We start from the raw sequence: 19,080 nt of genomic DNA on the forward strand, positions 1-19,080 counted from the left end.
AAGCCCATTTCGGGGAATCCCACAATCTTCGTAAATCACCCTCCCGTGGAAATGACGTTTTTCCTGAGGAATACTGTACCAGAAAGTCGTGATCGCAATAGAAGGCGGCCGGGCAAGGTAGGCCTGCGACGTCACGGATCGCTCTGCTATGCCGGGAGGCGCTTTCAGCACTGTTTGTGCCGGATGCTCGCCGCTGGAAGTTCCTCCAGGCACGGACAGATGGACCGAGGCTCGATGTCGCCACGTCCCGGGCAGATGGACGGGCGATGGGCTGAAGTGGATGGGCGCCCGGGCGGACGCCCATCCAACCTCGTCATGACATGAACGCGGGCGTAACTTAGCCGCCACCACCGGAGCCGCCCGATCCGCCACTGCCGCCGGAACCACCCGAGCCGCCGGAACCGCCCGAGCCCCCGCTACCGCCGGAACCGCCGGAACCGCCCGAGCCGCCGCTGCCGCCGGAACCACCGGAGCCGCCGCCAGAGCCACTGCCACCGCCGGAACCGCCTGATCCGCCGCCGCCACCGGATCCGCCACTGCCGCCGGAGCCACCCGAGCCTCCGCCCCCGCCGGAGCCACCGCTCCCGCCGCCATCGCCACCACCGGAGTCACCGCCGCCATCACCGCCGCCGGAACCACCATTGCCGCCGCCGGAGCCCCCATTGCCGCCGCCGGAACCCCCATTGCCGCCGCCGGAACCCCCATTGCCGCCGCCGGAACCGCCGCCCTCGCCGTCGCTGGCAAGGACGGAAGCGATGAGAGCCGTCGTGATTGGCGGGCACATTGCGATTTGTGCGCGCGTGAGGATGCTTGCGCGGTTGCTGGCGATGCAGCAAAGCGCGTAGTTGGATTCCGTCAGCGGCTGGCATTGGGCGGCCGTCATGCGCGGTCGAACATTGCTCTGTGCCGATGCCGGAAGCGTCGAATTCACCGCCATAAGGGCGGATGAGACAAGCAGAATTGCGCGAGCGCTGCTCGCGCACCTTGGGTACAGGTGCATTTCTTCCTCCTAAGAAGGGAAAAAAGGCGCTCCCGTCCCCAAACTGGGCGCTATGTCAAAGTTTCCGACCATCGGAAACAATTTGTTAAGCATACATTGTTTTAGAATCTGTGCAAACGCTAATAGCGAGTCTTGATTTACCAAACCGGCGAAGATGATCTCGGTCTATCGATCCGAGGGGATGGAACGTGATTCGTTTGGCAGCGCTCGTTGCCGCAGTCATGGCTATGGCTGGCTGCAGCGAAACCATGCAGACTTCCGGCACTGCGTCCATGATGGTCACCAAGGGTTACGCTTTCGCCCCGCCGGCCGCCCACGGCTTCTGCGCCAGGCAGCCAAGGCTCTGCAGCCCAGGCGGACACGTCAAGCAGGTGAAGCTCACCGAAAGGCGCATGGCCGAGTTGAAGGCGGTCAACAGTTCCGTCAATGCCAGGATCATCGAACGTGACGACCGTTCCACCGGCCTCGGCGACGATTGGCGGATACCGACAAACGCCGGCGATTGCGAGGATATCGCGATCCTGAAGAAGAGCGAGTTCATGAAGCGCGGCTGGCCGGCTTCAGCCCTGCTGCTGACGGTCGTTACGTCGGGCGGCGCGGGCCACACCGTGCTTACCGTTCGCACCGACAAGGGCGACCTGATCCTCGACAACCGAACCGACGCCGTCAGGAACTGGGCGCAGACTTCCTATCGCTATTTTGCGCGGCAATCCCAGTCCGAAAACGGCAAGTGGCTGCGGATCGATTCCTGATCGATTGTCCCCGTCGGCGCAGTGCCGCGCCTTGACCGCCGGCGCAATTTCGCGCCGCGCAGAGATCCATCAATCCTTTGATCGGCTTGCACGGCCGGTTCCGTCATGGAACCATCATCGGGGGCATTCCTTGGCTTTGGTCCAAGGATTGGGGATGGCCGATACAAGGACCATCGACTATTGCCGACGCTCCACGAGCAAAGGGCAACGCCATGCGTGTGGATGTCATCGACAGTTTCGAGGCTCTCGTTGAGCTGAGGGACAACTGGGATGGGGTCTACGCTGCTGACCCGGAGGCTCAGTACTTCATGTCCTGGCCATGGATGGCGGGCTGGTTCAAGCGGCTTCGCTACCAATGGCTCGTCCTGGCCGCCAAGGAAGACGATTCAGCCAGCTATGTCGGTTTCTTCCCGCTTCAGCTCCGAACGGAACGAGCCAGGGACGGTGCGTTCCAAAACGAATTGCGGACGGGCGGCGGCTACTTCGCAGGATATGCCGGCTTCCTTTGCAAACCGGAGGTTCAGGATGCCGTTGTCCGGGCCTTCGCCGATCATACGAAGCGGCTGAACTGGGCCAAGCTGCATCTTGAGAACATCTTTGCATCGCCGCGGCGGCTGAGTAGGTTCCTCGAGCAATTTTCCGCGCCGGAATTCCTGACCGGCAAGATGAGGCGTCCCGACGACGGCGACGGCATCGACCACGACATCTATGTCTATGTGAACCTGCCGGGCGACTGGGAAGACTTTCTCAACGACCGGCTTGGCGCGGCGACCCGCAAGACCGCGCGGCGGACGCTAAGGGCAATCGACGACGCATCCGAGTATCGCGTCACCAACGTGACCGCCGCAAGGCTGGAGCGCGATCTGCAGACGCTACTCCGGTTCTGGGAAAGCCAGTGGGGCGCGAAACTGGCGGCGCGATATCACCCAGGCCTGCCGCAGGCGATGATCAACAACTTCCGTAACATGCTGCGCTGTGCCTTCGAGGACGATGCTCTCTATCTTCCAGTCCTGTGGCGGGACGACAACCCGATCGGCGTGCAGGCCACCTTGATCGACCGGAAGAACCGGGCACTAATCGGGATGCTCAACGGGCGCGATCTCGCGGTCAAGAAGCCCGCGCCCGGCTTCGCGCTTCATCTCTACAGCATACGCTGGGCCATTCAGAACGGCTTTGCCGTCTATGATCTGCAGACCGGGGATTTCTCTTACAAATATGATTTCGGCGGGCTCGAGCGCCGAGTCGAATGCCTTCTCGTCAGCACGGCCAGCCGCCGCAATCTGCGCGACCGCCTGGAGAGCCGGAGCCTGCCGGTCGTGCTCGCGCGCGCCAAAGCGCTTCATCAGGCCGGCGATCTTGAAGCGGCTCTGCGTGGTTGCCGGCAGATCCTGGCTGCCGATCCGGCCCATGCCGAGGCGCTATCGCTGCTTCGACAACTGGATGCCGCGCGACAGGCTCTTCTGCCGCAAAAGCTCAGCGTTGCCGCCCGTTTGCACCAGGCCGGAAACCTGGCCGCGGCGGAAAAGATCTACCGCGAGATCCTGGACGTCGAACCCGGGCGCTTTGACGTGCGCTACCTCCTTGGCGTGATTTGCCTGCAGCAGCACCGTTATGGCGACGCGGAGCGGCAGGTCGGCCAGGCGATCGAGATCAATCCGAACATCGCTGCCGCGCACTACAATCGCGGCCTGGCGCTGATGAAGCTCGACCGAATAAAGGACGCGCTCACAAGCCTTGACGAATGCATCGCGCTGGAGCCGGGCCACAGCCGGGCCCTGGCGCTTCGCACCGAGGCGCTGAAAGCCATCGGGCGGATCCCTGCCTCGGTTGCTTGAAGCGCGTCGCGCTGAAACGGATTCCGGCGACCTGCTTCAAGTCTTTGTTTTGATGCATGACCGTCCTAGAACTGCGCACATTTCTGGGCGACATGCATTAGCAGGGAGCAACCAATCCGGACGAGATCCGCGGCCGCGGCTTATCTCGGGAACGAATTGTCGATAACGATCGACCAGATATCCTTGTTTATTTCCCTGATGTCCTCGATGGAACCGTGGATTCTTCTCATCTCCTCGTCATCGAGCGCTTCGATCTTTCCGTATTTGACCTCGTCCTTGCCGTCCACGATGCGCATCAGCTGCGTGCTTCCGTGGGTTCCGGCCTCGTCGAACGAATAGATGCAGTGGCTGTATTTGTTTCGCAACTTCGCCTGGCGGGTGAGCTTGCCGGTGACTGTCAGCACCGCCCGACGGCAGGCGGCCGGCGTCTTCGGGATTTTCGCCAGCCGCTCTACCAGCTCGATGCGCGCGCGGGTCGTGTTCAGCGTCAGGAAGATGATGATCGCCGTTTCCTTGTCGACCTTCGCAAGACCGGCAATCAGATAGATCAGCAGACTCTCGGTGTTGGTCCATGTGTAATTCAGTTGGCCAACGAGGAGCAGTATCTCCTGAAACCGAGGCATCATCGGCTCACGGCGAAGATTGGACGGACTGTGGCGAACCGGATCGTTCCAAGCCGCCGTGAAAGCTATCCTTGCGCGCATGAAACACCGCTGCCGCCTCGGTCCGGTTGTGAGCCCCAAGCTTGGTTATGATGTTGTGCAGATGGATCTTGACCGTGTGCTCCGACAGGCGAAGGGTCGCGGCTATGATCTTGTTCTGCAATCCGCGAGCGACCATTTCCAGGATCTGGAACTCACGGTCGGTCAGTTCGCCCATCTCCTCGAAACCGGACCGGTCCGGCCTTGGTTGTTCGGCAGGCGTCGAATGATCCGACGCCTTTTGCGAGAGGCTGCGTGCGTATGACTGGAACATCGCCAAGGGGAAATATTCGCCGCCGCGAAGCATAAGTCGGATGACCGAAAGCCAGACGTCAAGCTTCAAATCCATGGGCAGGACGCTGCGCACGATCTTTAGATCGAGAACGTCGTGCATTGAGACGGAAGCTCGGCTGTCGTGCTGCACCAGGACGATCGGCGCCGCCGGATGATGCCGCATCAGTTCGGCGGCATAGCCGTCGATCTTATGCAGGAGCTCGGTGTCGATAAGGACCAGGCAGACGGGATGCTCGAACGGCGCGCAGGCCGCTTCGATGCTTGTAGCCTGCTCGACGACTATCGAGGGAAATTCCCTCTCGATGGCGTATACTAGACATTCTGGAAAGCTATCAGTAGAGGAAACAGTCAGGATAATTCTACGCGCCGCCCAACTCTCTCCGGCACCGCTACCTACGGTGCTGCGCACGTTAACTCTGGACATGGTTGCCACCCCACCCTAGACGAATACTGTCGGTTTAATTCTTTCCCTTCTTCAAATTTTCGGGGGCCGCCACCCCGCAAACAGCTAGCCTTAACGACTTATACACCAAATTAGACCGGACTGATATAGTTCGGATGAGCTATAGCTAATTTCTCCGTCGTCGCTGCCGACCGGAGACGTTCGACAGAGTCGCCTTCACCTGATCCGGGCAGGAATATCGGCATGCGCGGCCGGAGCACGTCTGGGCAGCGGTCCAGCCGAACGGGCTAGCCCGAACTGTCAGCTTACAATCACCGCCCTCTGGTTCCAGACTTTCCCGGGTTCCATGTGGGATTGGGGCATATCCAGGACTCTCCCGTTTGAACGACCGGATCCTTGGTGATCCGGCGCTCCCCCGGGTTTTGCCTTGGGACGGCCGCCTCTCCCGAAGTCAAAGGGAGGTACTCAAGCAAGTCATGACGAAATTCGGATTGCGGACCTCAGTCCCCTCGGTCCGGCAGTCCATTCACCGCATTAAACGCAACGTCCGCGTACAGCCCATAGCCGCGTAAGAGAAGAATGCGGTTCGGCAGTCGCGGCCTTCAAACAGAGGACACGACCATGTCTCTCGACCTCGACAAGAACAACATCAACGCATTCGGTTTGCAGATCGTCGACAGCGAATTCGATATCGGTGACGGCGGTGGCGAAAACGAAAACAAGAACTACAATACCAACGACGCCAAGAACGAGAACGAAAACGAGAACAAGGCCTCGAACGAGAACGAAAACAAGAGCGACAACGACAACTCGAACGAGAACAAGTCCTCGAACGAGAACGAAAACGAGAACAAGGCCTCGAACGAGAACAAGAACGAAAACTCGAACGAGTCCAAGAACGAAAACTCGAACGAGAACAAGAACGTCAACGAGACCAAGGTCGACGTCGACGTCGACGTTGGCGTCAAGCTCGAAGGTGAGCTCGGCAATTCCGACGATGATTTCGCCGATATCTATGCCAACGACGACATGAAGATCGACACCATGATCAACAATAAGGACGGCAACGTCACTTATGATCCTGGCGACGACGTCACCTTCAAGGACATCCTGAACAATTCGATGACCGGCGCCGGCACCAACACCGCGTCGATCATCAACCAGACCCTGAATATGTATGACAACGACAAGCTCGACAACGCGACCGTCAAGAACGACGCCGATTTCAAGCTTGATCTGAACGCCAAGGGCGGCCACTCCGAAGCCGGTGACGGCATCTCGGCAGGCGGTGGGACCGCGGACGGCGGCAGCGACGCCAAGGCCAATGGCGGCGAAGGCGGCAATGGCGGCGACGCCAAGTCCGACGACGTCGAAGCCGGCGACGGCAAGGGCGGCCTGGCTCTCAGCGCGGCTATCGGCGGCGACTCCAAGAGCGACAACAAGGCCGACGCGGGCGACGCCAAGGCCGGCGACGGCGATAGCGGCGACGCCAAGGGCGGCGAAGTCGACACAGGCGACGCCAAGGGCGGCTACGGCGACGGCGGCAACGCCAACGGTGGCGATGGCCTCGGCCTCGGTTTCGGCCTCGGACTGGGCCTCGGTGTCGGCGCTGCGGAAGCCGGCGATGCCAAGTCTGACGACGGCGGCGACGCCAAGTCGGATGCTGGCGACGCCAAGGCGGATGCTGGCGATGCCAAGGCCGATGGCGGCAATGGCGGCAATGGCGGTGATGGCGGCGACGTGACCGGCGGCGATGCCAAGTCGGACGGCGGCGATGGCCTCGATGTCGACGGAAAGCTGTCGCTGCTGAACTACGGTGAAGGCGGCGACGCCAAGAGCCTCGCCGGCGACGCCACCGGTGGTGGTGGCGGCGGCGGTGGCGGCGGTGGCGGCGGCGGCGCCGACGCTGATGGCGGCAATGCCAATTCGGATGGCGGCACCGCCAATTCGAACGGCGGCGACTCCGAATCGTACGGCGGTGACGCCCTCGGCGCAGGCTGGGGCGCTGGTACGGGCTCGGGCTCGGGCTCCGGCACCGGCGGCGCCGGCGGTACGGGCGGTGCTGGCACGGGCGGTGACGGATCCAGCGGTGACGGAACCGGCGGCGCGGCCACCAGTGGCGGCGCTTACGGCGGCGACAGCCTCGGCGGCTTCGCAGCGGCCTTTGGTGGTGACGGTGGCCATGCGCTGAGCGGCGCCTGGGCTGACGGTACCGGCGGCGACGCCACCGGTGGATACACCGCTTCCGGCTACGGTGGTGCCGGCGGCGCTGGCGGCCAAGCCTTCAACGGTGACGGCGGCACCGGCGGCGACGCTGGGATGTGGGGCTCGCAAAATGGCGATGACGGCTACGTGACCGGCACGAGCCACTCTTCGGCCGACGGCCTGATCGACGTCAGCGCCTTCAATCAGCAGATCGTGATGGGCGCCAACCTTCAGGAAAACCTGGTCGACCAGACCGTGGTTGGCGGCGACTACCACAACACGCTGACTGGCGAGGACGCCGGCGACCATACCGGTACCTGATCGATGTCACACGACTGATTTCGTCACGAAATCAGACAGCTTGGGACTGCGCGGAGTTTCCGCGCAGTCCTTCCATCCGGGAGACATGCCGCCCCGACCGAGCGCGAATGATCTCAAGATACGGAGGCTACCGTGTACACGATGCAGCTGGACAAGATGACCGAGGTCATCTCGCATTTCATCGGCATGTTCGAGATCTCGGTCGAGGAGGCACGGCAGCTAAAGACCTACGACGAGTTCAAAATTGCTGCGGCCACCAAGGAAGAAACTCCCGACCTTCCAAACACGAATGCCAACGTCAAGGCGCCTTATACCCTCGACGACTTCGATCCACACGTTCCGTATATGGGGGTCAAGCCGGACCTGGTGCTGAACACGGTCAGTTCGAGCTTCTGGTACACGCCGCCCGAAATCGTTCAGCACGGCCATCTGAGCCCCGGCCATCATCACTTCCATCTGCCGCATCTGCCGGCTTTCGGTGGCGGCATGGTCCTGCCAAACATCGAACCTCCAGGCGCGATCGCAGCCTACATCAACCAGGAAATCCGCCTGTCCGACAACGACTATGTCGGCGCCGGCGGACATGGGCTGATCTTCACGCCCGCGGCGGTCGACGACAGCAGCCATCTGGCCTCGCTGATGAACGCAGCGGCGGACGTGTCGCCGATCGACGATGTGACGTTGCTGGGCACTCCCGACGACATGGCGGCCGCGGTGGTGACCATGGGCGAACGCATCGCGGCCTACACCGAGGACCCGAGCGGCGAAGCGAACGTCTTCGTCCTGCACCCAGACGCGACTTCAGGCCCGATCTTGGGAACCTATGTCAACGGCCAGCTGGTCGACGATGCCGACGCGCCGAAGGCGGAGGACCACATCAATCTCCTCAAGGAACAGCACCAGGATGACGAGGTTGCCAGCGCTGGACCCGACAAGGACGACTACAACACGCCGCCGGATTCCTCCGACTTCATGTCGGGCTGGGGCAACGGCCTGCTCAGCCCATGCGTTGAATTGGACACCGGCACCAACACGCTGATCAATTCGGCCGTGCTGACCAACAACTGGACGACGACATCGGTCGTCGCCACTGTCGGCAACAGCTATGAAATCAATGCCATCATCCAGATCAACGCACGCTGCGACACGGATATCGTAAGCTCCTCCCTGAATGGGTGGAAGCTGGGCAACGCCCCCGACGAGGCCTTCAACATCGCCGCGTTCAAGCACATCGACCCGTCGTCCGGCAGCGTGGCACCAACCGCAGCGGACGGTTTCCCCGCCGCCTGGGTGGTGACGCAGGTCACCGGCGACCTCATCATCACGAACTGGATCCAGCAGTACTGCTTCATGACCGACAACGACACCACGGTTATGTCCTCGTCGGGTGTCAGGACCAGCGTGAGCACCGGCGACAACACGGCGATCAACGACGTGTCGCTGAACGAGCTCGGTCACTACTACGACCTGATCATCATCGGCGGAAACATCTACGACGCCAACATCATCCAGCAGATGAATTTCCTGATCGACAACGATCTCATCGGCGCGGTCGATGGTTTCCAGACTTCCGGAGAAGGCTCCTACTCGACCGCCGGCAACCTGCTCTGGAACGATGCGACGATCATCAATGTCGGCGGCCAGAACCACTATGAGGCCTTGCCGACGTCCTATCTTCAAGCGGCCCAGGACTTCGCGGCCGGCAAGGACGCCGGCCCTGGCGACATACTGAACGACCCAGCCTTCGCCGGTATCGGCGCCTTGCGGGTTCTCTACATCTCCGGCGACCTGCTCAACGTGCAGTATGTGTCGCAAACGAACGTGCTGGGCGACAGCGATCAGGTTGCCTTGGCGATGAACCAGTTCGTCGCCCATCCCGAGGCGGAATGGACTGTCACCACCGGCGGTAATCAGGTGGCGAACTTCGCGGGGATCATCGACGTCGACGGAACCGACAAGACCTATGTCGGCGGCAAGCACTATTCGCAGGAGATCCTGATCCAGGCCGACATCATCTCGAGCGATCCTGAACTCGGCGGACAGAATCCGGACGCGCTGGTCAACGAAGCGATCGCGTTCCTGGCCGACGATGCGGGCGCCGACGACACGCAGATGGACCATTTGATAGTCCCGACGCCGGATCATGTTCAGGCGGACGGCGTGCAAACAATATTGGGCTGATCCGGGAACCGGGGGATACAATGACCGATGATCGCGACCTGCCTTGGGACACGTTTGCCGAAGACCTAGAGGCGGCGATGCAGGAGGACGACCAGGGATCGTCGAGTTCCGCGGTGCCTCGCAAGACGCTTTCGAACGCCCTGCGGCAGCATGAGCTGGCGATCGACCGGACCATCAAGACAATCGACAATGCCGTCGGCCAGTTTTACGATGCAGTCCCCCATCGCGAGGTAAAGGCCGGTCAGGACCGACCTTTGCCGCAGGTCGACGGCCGGAGCGCAGTAACCAGTCAGCCGAAACCAGAGCAGGCCACAGCGCCCCTGCCTGCGCACCAGCCAGCGAGAACCCCTGCATCGACCAGCCCGGCTGGGCAGGCGGACGGGGGCGGCGTGGTCAGGCAAATCGTCACGCCTCCCACAACGACGAATCCACAGGTCAGCGAAGCGAAGGCGGCCGCGGCCGGCCCCATCAAAATCGCACCCGCCTTGCAGGAGGGGCGAACCGAGGAAAGAGCAAATCCAGTTCTGCAAACGACAGGCGGGCCACCGAACCTGCCCAACGAGATGCGCGCCAATGCAGTGCATCCTCCGGCTTCTTCCCCAGCACCCGTAGCCGCCGTTGACATACCGAACTTCATGGCGCAGCGACAACTGTGCAAGCCGGAGCCGGCTCCGCAGCCAAGTCAAAGTTCCATCCCCGGCACCACACGGGCGCGTTCGACTGTCGCACCTGAGCCGCTGCCGCCAACGCCAACATTCCAGACGCGACCGGCCGAATGGCAGGGGCCAGCTTTGACGGCCAAGAAACCTGCTGCTCCGCCTTCAGCCGCCGTTGCAAAAGGTGAGCCGGTGGCCACCGAGCCTCCCGCGACGACAGCGCCGACGATCGACAAGCTGAATGTCCCGGCGGACGCGGCGTCGCCGAGGCCACAGCCTGTGCCCCAACGGCCAGCCGAACCCACGCCCAAGCCGATGCCAGCGGCCGAAAGGCAGAATATCCAGGCCAATGCAGCGCCGCCGAGGCCACAGCCAGCGGCCCAACGGCCGGCCGAACCCATGCTCAAGCCAATGCCAGCGACCGAAAGGCAGAATATCCAGGCCAATGCAGCGCCGCCGAGGCCGCAGCCTGCGGCCCAGCGGCCGGCCGAACCCACGCTCAAGCCAATGCCAGCGACCGAAAGGCAGAATATCCAGGCCAATGCAGCGCCGCCGAGGCCACAGCCTGCGGCCCAGCGGCCGGCCGAACCGCAGGCCAAGGTCGCGCCCGACGAACCAGCCAAGCCGTCGGTAACCGAGATGAAAGACGCGGCAAAGTCGCCCGGCATGATCACCATCGAAGGCGACACTGGTCCCATCAAGACGCAGCAAGGCGGATCTCCCCCAGGAGGTGTGGACGACAAGGGCCGGCGCGGCGGTGGTGGCGGCGGGGGTGGCGGCGCTTTCCACAAGCGCCTCGGCCCGGTCGATTTCGGCGCTTCGCTCAGGGCCGGATTGAGCGCGGTCAGGAAAAACCTGCTGATCGTCATGCTGTTCACGGTCGCCTGCAACATACTGGTCCTGGCGATCCCGATCTATCTGTTCCAGATCTCGGATCGCGTTCTCACCAGCCGTTCCCCCGACACGCTGGTGATGCTGACGGTGGTGATCGTCGGCGCGGTGATGCTGCAGGCGATGTTCGATGCGCTTCGCCGCTTCATCCTGATGCGCACGGCCGTCGAGATGGCGGCCCAATTGGGTGCGCCGATCCTCAGCGCGGCGGCCAGAGCCTCGCTTCACAGCAACGGCAAGGAGTACCAGGTCCTGGGCGACCTGCAGCAACTGAGGACCTTCCTGACCTCCGGCACGCTGCTGTCGTTCCTCGATGCGCCGATGGCTCCATTGATGGTGCTGGTGGTGTTTCTGATCCACCCGCATCAGGGCTTCATCGTCATGACCTCGGCGGTGCTGCTGTTGATCATCACGCTTTTCAACCAGCGCGCGACGGCCGCGACCTTCGGCGAGGCGAACGCGCACCAGAGCAAGGCCAACATCCATCTCGATTCGATGTCGCGCAACTCGCAGATCATCAACGCGCTGGCCATGATCCCCGAGGCCGTGAAGATCTGGGGCAAGGACACCGCAAACTCGCTCAGGGCGCAGGTGATCGCACAAGACCGCAACATCGTCTTTGCCTCCATGTCGAAGGCCGTTCGGCTGCTGACCCAGGTGACGATGCTTGGCTGGGGCGCTCATTTGGCGATCGAAGGGCATCTCACCGGCGGCATGGTCATCGCCGCATCGATCATCGCCGGCCGGGCGCTCGGCCCGATCGAAGGCGCCATCGAGGGCTGGAACCACGTCGTGCATGCCCGCGCCGCCTATGGCCGGATCGCATCGCTCCTGCAATCGTCGCCGCTCAATTTCGAGCGGTTGAACCTGCCGCGTCCCGAGGGCCGTCTCGACGTCGAACGGCTCCTGTTCGTGCCCCAGGGAACGAAGCGGGTTGTGCTGAACGGCATCTCTTTCGCGCTCTCGCCGGGCGATTCGCTGGCCATCATCGGCAATTCGGGCGCCGGCAAAACGACCTTGGGCAAGATGCTGGTCGGGTCGATCCTACCGACGTCAGGCAACGTACGGCTGGATCTGATGGATCTTCGCAACTGGGATCCACGCCAGTTCGGCGAGAATATCGGCTATCTGCCCCAGGATGTTCAGCTGTTCCCGGCGTCGATCAAGGCCAACATCGCCCGTATGCGTGACGATGCGACCGACGCCGAGATCTACCAAGCGGCGGCGCTGGCCGACGTTCATGAGATGATCTCGACCTTGCCCCACGGCTACGAGACCTTCGTCGCCGCCGACGGAGCGCCGCTTTCCGGCGGGCAGAAGCAGCGCGTCGCGCTTGCGCGCGCGTTCTTCGGCAATCCCCGCCTGGTGGTGCTCGATGAGCCGAATTCGAATCTGGATTCGGCCGGAGACGCGGCACTGGAACGAGCCCTCCAGCACGCCAAGGAAAACAAGATAACGGTGATCACCATCACCCAGCGGCCATCGCTGCTGAAGAGCGTCGACAAGATACTGCTGCTCGTCAACGGCACCGTCGCCCTGTTCGGCATGCGACAGGAAGTGCTGCAGGCCCTTGCAAACCGGGGCTTGAGCATCGAAGGCGGCTCGTTCGGCCATCAGATCCAGTAGCGGGGCCGCAAAGATGACGACCGACATCGCAAAAGTTCACGACATAGAGTGGTATTCCGAGGTGCCGCGCTCGATCTGGAAGCAGACCGCATTTGGCGCGCTGTTGATCACGGTGGCCTTCGGCGGCTTCGGCACCTGGGCTTTCACGGCGCCGCTCGCGTCCGCCATCATCGCCCAGGGCAGCTTTGTCGCAACCGGGCAAAACAAGATCGTCCAGCATCTCGAAGGCGGCATCATCAAGGAAATCCTGGTCAATGAAGGCGACCATGTCAGCCTCGACCAGCCGTTGATAAAGCTCGACGAGACCGCCGCGCAGACCAACGAACGGCAATTGTTCCTGCGCAAGGCGCGGCTCGAAGCGATCGCGGCCCGGCTGAATGCCGAGGTGCAGGGCAGCGGCAAGATCCGATTTCCCGCGATCATCCTCGACAACCGGTTCGATCCAGAGGTCTCCCCGATCATGGAAAGCCAGCAGGCCAACTTCGAGGCCGCGGAACGAAAGCGCGACAGCGACATAGCGCTGTTCGACCAGAACAAGAAGGCCATGGAATTCCGCAACGAAGGCATCGAGGAGCAGATCTCGTCGGTGCGCCGGCAACTGCAATTCCTCAAGGAGGAATATCAGGGCAAGCAAAGGCTCCTCGAGCAGGGCCTGATCCGCGGCACCGAGGTAAAGGCGATCCAGCGCGCGATGGCCGACGCCGATGGCCAGATCGGCAAGATGGTGGCGGAAGTCGCCGAGAACCGCGAACAGATCGTCAGGTTCGAGCAGCAGATCACGCAGACCAAGGATACCTATCGCCAGGCGGCGCTCCAGGAACTGCAAAGCCTGGAGGCCGAACTGGACGCCGTGCGAGAAAAGTCGCGCGAGGCGGAGAACGTGCTTCGCCGCGTGACCATCAAGGCTCCCGAGCCCGGCACCATCATACGCATGTACTATCACACCGCCGGCGGCGTTATCGAGAGCGGCAAGGCGATCCTCGAGATCCTGCCCTCGGATGTGCCTCTCGTCATCGAGGCCCAGGTGCCCCGCACCGACATCGACAACATCAAGGTCGGGCAGAAAGCCTCGATCCGGCTGATCGCTCTCAATCGCCGCACGACGCCGGTTCTGGAGGGCGAAGTCTACTATGTCTCGGCAGATGCGTTGCCGGAGATGAGCGGCCCCACGCCCAAGGAGGTATATCTGGCGCGCGTGCGCGTGCCGGCGAGCGAACTGGCAAAGGTGCACGGTTTTACGCCGACCCCGGGTATGCCCGCCGAGATCCTCGTCGCGACGGAGTCGCGCACATTCTTCAGCTATCTGACGAAGCCGATCGCCGACAGCATGGCGAGAGCCTTCATGGAACAGTGAGACCTACGAACAGGCAACGATTTCGGGGGAACCATGCAGATCGACGTCATCACGAAACGGGAGGAGCTGAACCGGCTCAGGGAGAACTGGGATGATCTCTACCAAAAGGATCCCGAAGCGCAGTTCTTCCTCTCCTGGACGTTCCTGTCGTCATACATGCGACGCTATGAAGACGCCTGGTCCGTCCTGGCGGCACGCTCGGGGCCGCCAGGATCTTCCTATATCGCCCTTTTGCCTCTGCGGCTGCGCACCAGGCTGAACAAGAAGACCGGTATCTGCCACAACGAGATCAACATGGCCGGGAACTACGCGGCCGACTATGCCGGTATCCTGTGCGCACCGGGCTTTGCCGAGCGCGCGATCCCGGCTCTTGCCAGGCATCTTCTGAAGATGAACTGGGCCAAGCTGCATCTCGAAAATCTGCGCATGTCGGAGAAGCGACGGCGCCTGCTCATCGACAACCTTGCCGACAAGCGACTAACGGCCCACAAGATGCCGCGCGTCAACAAAACCGACAATGTCGACAATTGCATCTGCCCGGCCGCCGCATTGCCAGGCGATTGGGACAGCTATCTCGAACAAAAGACCAGCTCGAACACGCGCCAGAAGATCAGACGCTTCCTGCGCAAGCTCGATGGATCCGGCGAGTTCCGCATCACCCATGCCGACGCCACCACGATAGACCGCGACATCGGCATCATCCTCGAAATGTGGCGGATCAAATGGGCGCCGCGGAAGGGCAACCTCCTGCCCGGCCTAGTCAGGTCCAACCGGATCCTGTTCAAGGACGCCTTCGAAAGCGGGACGCTGTTCCTGCCGATCCTTTGGCAGGGCGACAAGCCGCTCGGGGGCCTGGCATTCCTGGTCGACCGGGTCAAAAAAACGATGCTGTTCCATCTCGCGGGACGCGACGAGACCGCGAACGACATCCCGTCCGGGCTCGTGCTGCATGGCTATTGCATTCGTCATGCGATCGAACAGGGCTTCCGCAGCTACGACTTCCTGCGCGGCAACGAGCCGTACAAGTACTCCTACGGCGTGGAGGAGACCACCATCCATTGCGTCCTGGTCAAGACCAGGACCGGTCGCAATCTCGGCGACCGGATCGACGAGAGGTCCGTCGGGAGCGTGCTGGAGCAGGCGACCAAATTCCACGAGGCAGGCAACCTTGCCAACGCCGAAAATGGCTACCGCCAGATCTTGGAGGTCAACCCTCGCCATCCTCGCACGCTTTACGGATTGGGCCAGCTGCTGGCCGCCAAAGGCGACCACTGGTCGGCGGCCGATACTTTCGGATCGCTCGTGGAGATCGCACCGAAATCAGTCAAGGCTTGGTCAAGGCTTGCCGTCGAACTTCAGCTGCTCAGCCGGCACGCGGACGCCGCCGACGCCTTCCGCAAATTGCTTGAGCTCAATCCAGACCTGTCGGGGGCGCGATATGGTCTTGGCCGCAGCCTCGCGCAGCTTAGCCAGTTGGATGAGGCCACCAGGTGCTGAGCGCCGTCGAGGACAAAGCCGACCCAATGCTTCGCGCCAAAATCCGTCTACAGCTGCGAAAGCTGAAGGAGGACGTAAGTCCGTGCTACATAAAACTGGAGCCGGCAAACGCAGGCGTCTCGAAGCTGGAGCGGATGGACGCCTAGCCATAGCGACGCAACCCGGAGATTCGCTTCTGGTGCGTGCACATGCTGCTATCGGATTTGAAACAAAGGGTTGGATCTGATCGGTGTTGGGGGCGAACGGCGCGAGTCTATCCAGGTCCGCCGTTCCGATGAACGACGTCGCTGGCCCTCGGAACGAGCAGCAGGAAGAGACGACAAATTTCGCGCCACACATGAAGCTGCGTTTGCTATTCTTGCGTATCTTCGCGCGCACGCGCAACGGAAAAATTGACCCTAGCGTCCCTTGCGTCCTAACTTGCTGTTTGTCTGTGGCTTTCAGTCAGCATCCTCCGGCCTCTACCGTCCCTTGCGCTTCGAGGCTCAACGGCGGGCGCGGTCGATAGAGATGTTGCTGGGCGCGCATCCGCACGGTTGCCACGCTCCCGGCCCTCTCGCGTTCTCACTGCAACATAGGTGAATACAGCTTCGGCCTGATGACCCCTCAGGCGCCATAGAAGCTCTCGGGCCTCCTCCGTTAGCGGGATGGTTCGGCTCTTACCGCGTTTTCCAGTAACAGTTACTTGGTTGTTGAAGAAATTCACTCGCGACCATGTCAACCCCACGATCTCAGCGCGTCGGCAGCCGGTGAGCAAGGCAAATCGCAGAGCTGGGACATAGTCGGAGCGCATCGCTTCCAGCAGGACGGCCTCTTCATCCGGCGTCGCCTCGCGAACACGTTCCTGAGTCTCTTCCAGGACATGGTCCTTCCATTTAACTCGATTGACAGGCTGGCACCAAACCTCGCTTGCCCGACGGAGGATCGCTCGCAACGGCTCAATAACGCTGGCATTCACTCTACGGTTGGAGATACCGTCTCCTCGGCGCTTTGCGATCAACCGCGCGACTTTGGCGGAATCAATCGCTGAAATCAGCGTTCCTTTGCCAATCTCGCCTTGCAACCAGGCGAGTCCGTCTGCCTCAAGGCATGCGGGAGCGGATCGCGATCGAGGCTCAGCGAAACGGCCGTTCAATGAATGCCGAGATCGTCAGCGTGCTTGAGGACCATTTTCCCCCTGCCCCATCGCTTCCCGAGATTTTTGAACAGCTGAATTTCCTCATCCGAATGCACGAAAGGCATGATGAAACCATAACGCGTCGCGAGATCATGTCTGCGCTGAACGTGCTCAAGATCAAGCTCGACGAGTTGCAGAAGGGGCAGATTTCGGCGGCCTCAGAGAAGACTAAAGGCTCAGCGCGCCACCCTCGAGGTTAGTCAGCTACTTGCCCAGGGGCACACAAGAATAGCCCTCCCTCTGCAACCGCTTACGCCATCGGCCACACCTTGTCATCGCGCGTACCGAAATGCGGCCGCCGTTCGAACGATATGCGAAGACCTTGTTCGCGGAGGAACTGACGAGTCCGCTCGGTGTCGCGCCTGCCGACCCGCGACACCCATTCCGAAAACAGCCGCACCGCGCGCCGGTTCATGTGCCGCGACGGACAGACCAGCCAGTATCCGGGGAACTCTATGACGTCGAACTCGGTCGAGACGGGCACCAAAGCGCCCGAAACAAGATCCTCGAATGCAATTGACGTGCTTTCCAGAACCACGCCCGCTCCATCCTTCGCCAGCTGAACGGACATCGAGGAGCGGTCGAAACGATAGGGATAGGTCATGCGCGCGCCCTGGACCCCGTTACGCGGCAGCCAGTAATCCCAGCGGAAATAGGCCTTCACGCTGTCGATCAGTCTTGCCTGGCGCAACTGCTCGCGCGGATCGGATGAAAGCCTCTGCAGCTCGGTGAGATACGAAGGCGAGCACATCGGCAAGATCAGGTCGTTGACCACGCAATCCGAATAGAGGCCGGCCCAGCCCCCGTCGCCGTAGCGAAGATCGAGATCGATGACCTCGGTTTCGAAATCCGAGAAATTGGGTGTCGCGTCGACGCGCAGATTCCAAGTCGGATAGTCCTTGCTGAATTCAGCCAAACGTGGCGCCAGCCATTTCTCGCCAAAGGAGGGGCTGACCCGAAGGCTGAGCTGAAAGCTCTCGCGCTGCCGCACGATGGCGTTTCGCACCTCGCGTATGGATTCGAAGGCTTGCGTGGTGGTCTGGTAGAGCCGCTCCCCGTCGATCGTCAGGGAAAGGTGACGCTTTTCGCGCTGGAACAGCCGCACGCCCAGCTGATGCTCAAGCAAGCGCAGTTGCTGGCTGACGGCCGAAGGCGTCACCTGCAATTCCTGCGCCGCTTTTGCCACGCCGCCGAGGCGCGCAACGGCTTCGAAATGCGCCATCGACTTAAACTTGATGTCCGACATATCGTCATCGTCAGTTAAGTTCAGCTACACAGAATGTTAAGAAACGAGAATTGAGCCGAATGTCAATCGGTCGCATCTTCCTTCGATCTCGGGAGGAGATGCAGGATGGAAACGGCCCAGGGCCTGGGCGTGGCCGACAATGGGAGCGCGGCCGCGCAGGCATCGAACAGGACGCCTCTGATCGGCGCTGCCAATGTCGAGAAGAGCTACGGCGCAACCCGCGTGCTGCGAGGTGTGAGCTTTCAGGTCCGGGCCGGCGAAATCCATGCGCTGCTGGGCGGCAACGGTGCCGGCAAAAGCACGCTGATCCGCATCATCACAGGCCTCACCCCTCGTGACGCCGGCGACATTGGCTTCGCATCGGCGAAGGTCGGCCCAAGCGGCCCGATCATAGCGGTGGTGCATCAGGAACTGGCGCTGCTGCCCGAACTGTCGGTCGCGGAAAACATCGGCATTGTGCATGCGAAGTCCGGCCTGTCGCAAAGCAGCCACCGGCGCATGCGCGACATCGCACTCAACGCCCTGCGCCTGATCGATGCGGCGATCGGCGACGAGATCGTGGACCTGCCTGCGGGCAAATTGTCCTTGCATGAAAGGCAGATCGTGGAGATCGCCCGCGCGCTTTCAACGGGCGCCGAAGTGCTGCTTCTCGACGAGCCCACCGCCAACCTGACCGCGGGCGAGACGGCCAAGCTTTTCTCCGTGCTGAAGCGTTTGGCGCGCGACGAGGGCATCGGCATCGTATTCGTCTCGCATAGGATGCGCGAAATCCGCGAGCTATGCGACGTCTGCACCGTCCTGCGGGACGGCGTCACCGTGGCGAATGCGACGCCGCTTGCCTCGCTGAGCGATGCCGAGATCGTCCAGCAGATGGGCCAATCGACCCACCGTTCCGGACCACAGCTCAAGCGGCGGCAACGCAGCCCAGAGGGCACGCCGGT

General features: G+C 61.9%; 13 protein-coding genes. 9 read left to right on the top strand and 4 right to left on the bottom strand.

The genetic code is table 11. The features are described 5' to 3' along the window. Positions 1-337: 337 nt before the first annotated feature. A complete protein-coding gene (locus CK222_RS32060) occupies positions 338-883 on the bottom strand; it encodes a hypothetical protein (RefSeq protein WP_141247168.1) in 546 nt (181 codons plus the stop codon). A gap of 365 nt (positions 884-1,248) precedes the next feature. On the opposite strand from CK222_RS32060, the gene CK222_RS30510 reads away from it, so the two are divergent. Together CK222_RS30510 and CK222_RS30515 are read left to right on the top strand one after the other, a co-directional pair. Beyond that, positions 1,249-1,752 carry a transglutaminase-like cysteine peptidase gene (locus CK222_RS30510; RefSeq protein WP_245433400.1) on the top strand — a complete coding sequence of 168 codons (504 nt, stop codon included), beginning with the start codon at positions 1,249-1,251 and terminating at the stop codon, positions 1,750-1,752. Between the two features lie 212 nt (positions 1,753-1,964). After that, positions 1,965-3,587 carry a GNAT family N-acetyltransferase gene (locus CK222_RS30515; RefSeq protein ID WP_095802878.1) on the top strand — a complete coding sequence of 541 codons (1,623 nt, stop codon included), beginning with the start codon at positions 1,965-1,967 and terminating at the stop codon, positions 3,585-3,587. Positions 3,588-3,727: 140 nt separating this feature from the next. On the opposite strand, the gene CK222_RS30520 is transcribed toward CK222_RS30515, so the two are convergent. Next, the gene (locus CK222_RS30520) at positions 3,728-4,210 is read right to left on the bottom strand and encodes a hypothetical protein (protein ID WP_067001392.1); all 483 of its coding nucleotides are present in this window, start codon (positions 4,208-4,210) and stop codon (positions 3,728-3,730) included. Positions 4,211-4,217: 7 nt separating this feature from the next. Continuing rightward, the gene (locus CK222_RS30525; protein WP_245433401.1) at positions 4,218-5,006 is read right to left on the bottom strand and encodes a response regulator transcription factor; all 789 of its coding nucleotides are present in this window, start codon (positions 5,004-5,006) and stop codon (positions 4,218-4,220) included. A 600-nt stretch (positions 5,007-5,606) separates the two neighbouring features. On the opposite strand from CK222_RS30525, the gene CK222_RS33480 reads away from it, so the two are divergent. The 6 genes from CK222_RS33480 to CK222_RS33485 all read left to right on the top strand — a co-directional run bounded on the left by CK222_RS33480 (position 5,607) and on the right by CK222_RS33485 (position 17,093). Continuing rightward, entirely contained in the window at positions 5,607-7,511 is a 1,905-nt protein-coding gene (locus CK222_RS33480) for a hypothetical protein (protein WP_095802879.1), read from the top strand. A gap of 132 nt (positions 7,512-7,643) precedes the next feature. Then, a complete protein-coding gene (locus tag CK222_RS30535; protein WP_141247169.1) occupies positions 7,644-9,692 on the top strand; it encodes a type I secretion protein in 2,049 nt (682 codons plus the stop codon). Between the two features lie 1,055 nt (positions 9,693-10,747). Continuing rightward, positions 10,748-12,865 (top strand): type I secretion system permease/ATPase, encoded by a 2,118-nt coding sequence (locus CK222_RS30540; RefSeq protein ID WP_245433399.1) that lies wholly within the window; start codon positions 10,748-10,750, stop codon positions 12,863-12,865. A gap of 13 nt (positions 12,866-12,878) precedes the next feature. Continuing rightward, positions 12,879-14,219: an HlyD family type I secretion periplasmic adaptor subunit gene (locus CK222_RS30545; RefSeq protein ID WP_095802881.1), complete on the top strand. Its 1,341-nt coding sequence runs from the start codon at positions 12,879-12,881 to the stop codon at positions 14,217-14,219. 33 nt (positions 14,220-14,252) lie between these two features. Then, entirely contained in the window at positions 14,253-15,716 is a 1,464-nt protein-coding gene (locus CK222_RS30550) for a GNAT family N-acetyltransferase (RefSeq protein WP_095802882.1), read from the top strand. A 990-nt stretch (positions 15,717-16,706) separates the two neighbouring features. After that, positions 16,707-17,093 carry an Arc family DNA-binding protein gene (locus CK222_RS33485; protein ID WP_278086727.1) on the top strand — a complete coding sequence of 129 codons (387 nt, stop codon included), beginning with the start codon at positions 16,707-16,709 and terminating at the stop codon, positions 17,091-17,093. A 50-nt stretch (positions 17,094-17,143) separates the two neighbouring features. Here the strand turns inward: CK222_RS33485 and CK222_RS30565 are convergent, their stop codons facing one another. Next, the gene (locus tag CK222_RS30565) at positions 17,144-18,139 is read right to left on the bottom strand and encodes a LysR substrate-binding domain-containing protein (RefSeq protein WP_095802885.1); all 996 of its coding nucleotides are present in this window, start codon (positions 18,137-18,139) and stop codon (positions 17,144-17,146) included. A gap of 105 nt (positions 18,140-18,244) precedes the next feature. Here CK222_RS30565 and CK222_RS30570 point away from each other — a divergent pair. Continuing rightward, on the top strand, positions 18,245-19,080 hold an 836-nt coding region (locus CK222_RS30570), incomplete at its 3' end, for an ATP-binding cassette domain-containing protein (RefSeq protein ID WP_141247170.1).

Origin of the sequence: Mesorhizobium sp. WSM3866 (assembly GCF_002294795.1) — a bacterium.
GTDB lineage: Bacteria > Pseudomonadota > Alphaproteobacteria > Rhizobiales > Rhizobiaceae > Mesorhizobium.

Coding starts and splice junctions, on each gene's coding strand:
- CK222_RS30540 (WP_245433399.1), top strand. CDS start 10,748: ATGCTCAAGCCAATGCCAGCGACCGAAAGGCAGAATATCCAGGCCAAT.
- CK222_RS30520 (WP_067001392.1), bottom strand. CDS start 4,210: ATGCCTCGGTTTCAGGAGATACTGCTCCTCGTTGGCCAACTGAATTAC.
- CK222_RS30525 (WP_245433401.1), bottom strand. CDS start 5,006: ATGTCCAGAGTTAACGTGCGCAGCACCGTAGGTAGCGGTGCCGGAGAG.
- CK222_RS30510 (WP_245433400.1), top strand. CDS start 1,249: ATGCAGACTTCCGGCACTGCGTCCATGATGGTCACCAAGGGTTACGCT.
- CK222_RS30550 (WP_095802882.1), top strand. CDS start 14,253: ATGCAGATCGACGTCATCACGAAACGGGAGGAGCTGAACCGGCTCAGG.
- CK222_RS30545 (WP_095802881.1), top strand. CDS start 12,879: ATGACGACCGACATCGCAAAAGTTCACGACATAGAGTGGTATTCCGAG.
- CK222_RS30515 (WP_095802878.1), top strand. CDS start 1,965: ATGCGTGTGGATGTCATCGACAGTTTCGAGGCTCTCGTTGAGCTGAGG.
- CK222_RS32060 (WP_141247168.1), bottom strand. CDS start 883: ATGACGGCCGCCCAATGCCAGCCGCTGACGGAATCCAACTACGCGCTT.
- CK222_RS30565 (WP_095802885.1), bottom strand. CDS start 18,139: ATGTCGGACATCAAGTTTAAGTCGATGGCGCATTTCGAAGCCGTTGCG.
- CK222_RS33480 (WP_095802879.1), top strand. CDS start 5,607: ATGTCTCTCGACCTCGACAAGAACAACATCAACGCATTCGGTTTGCAG.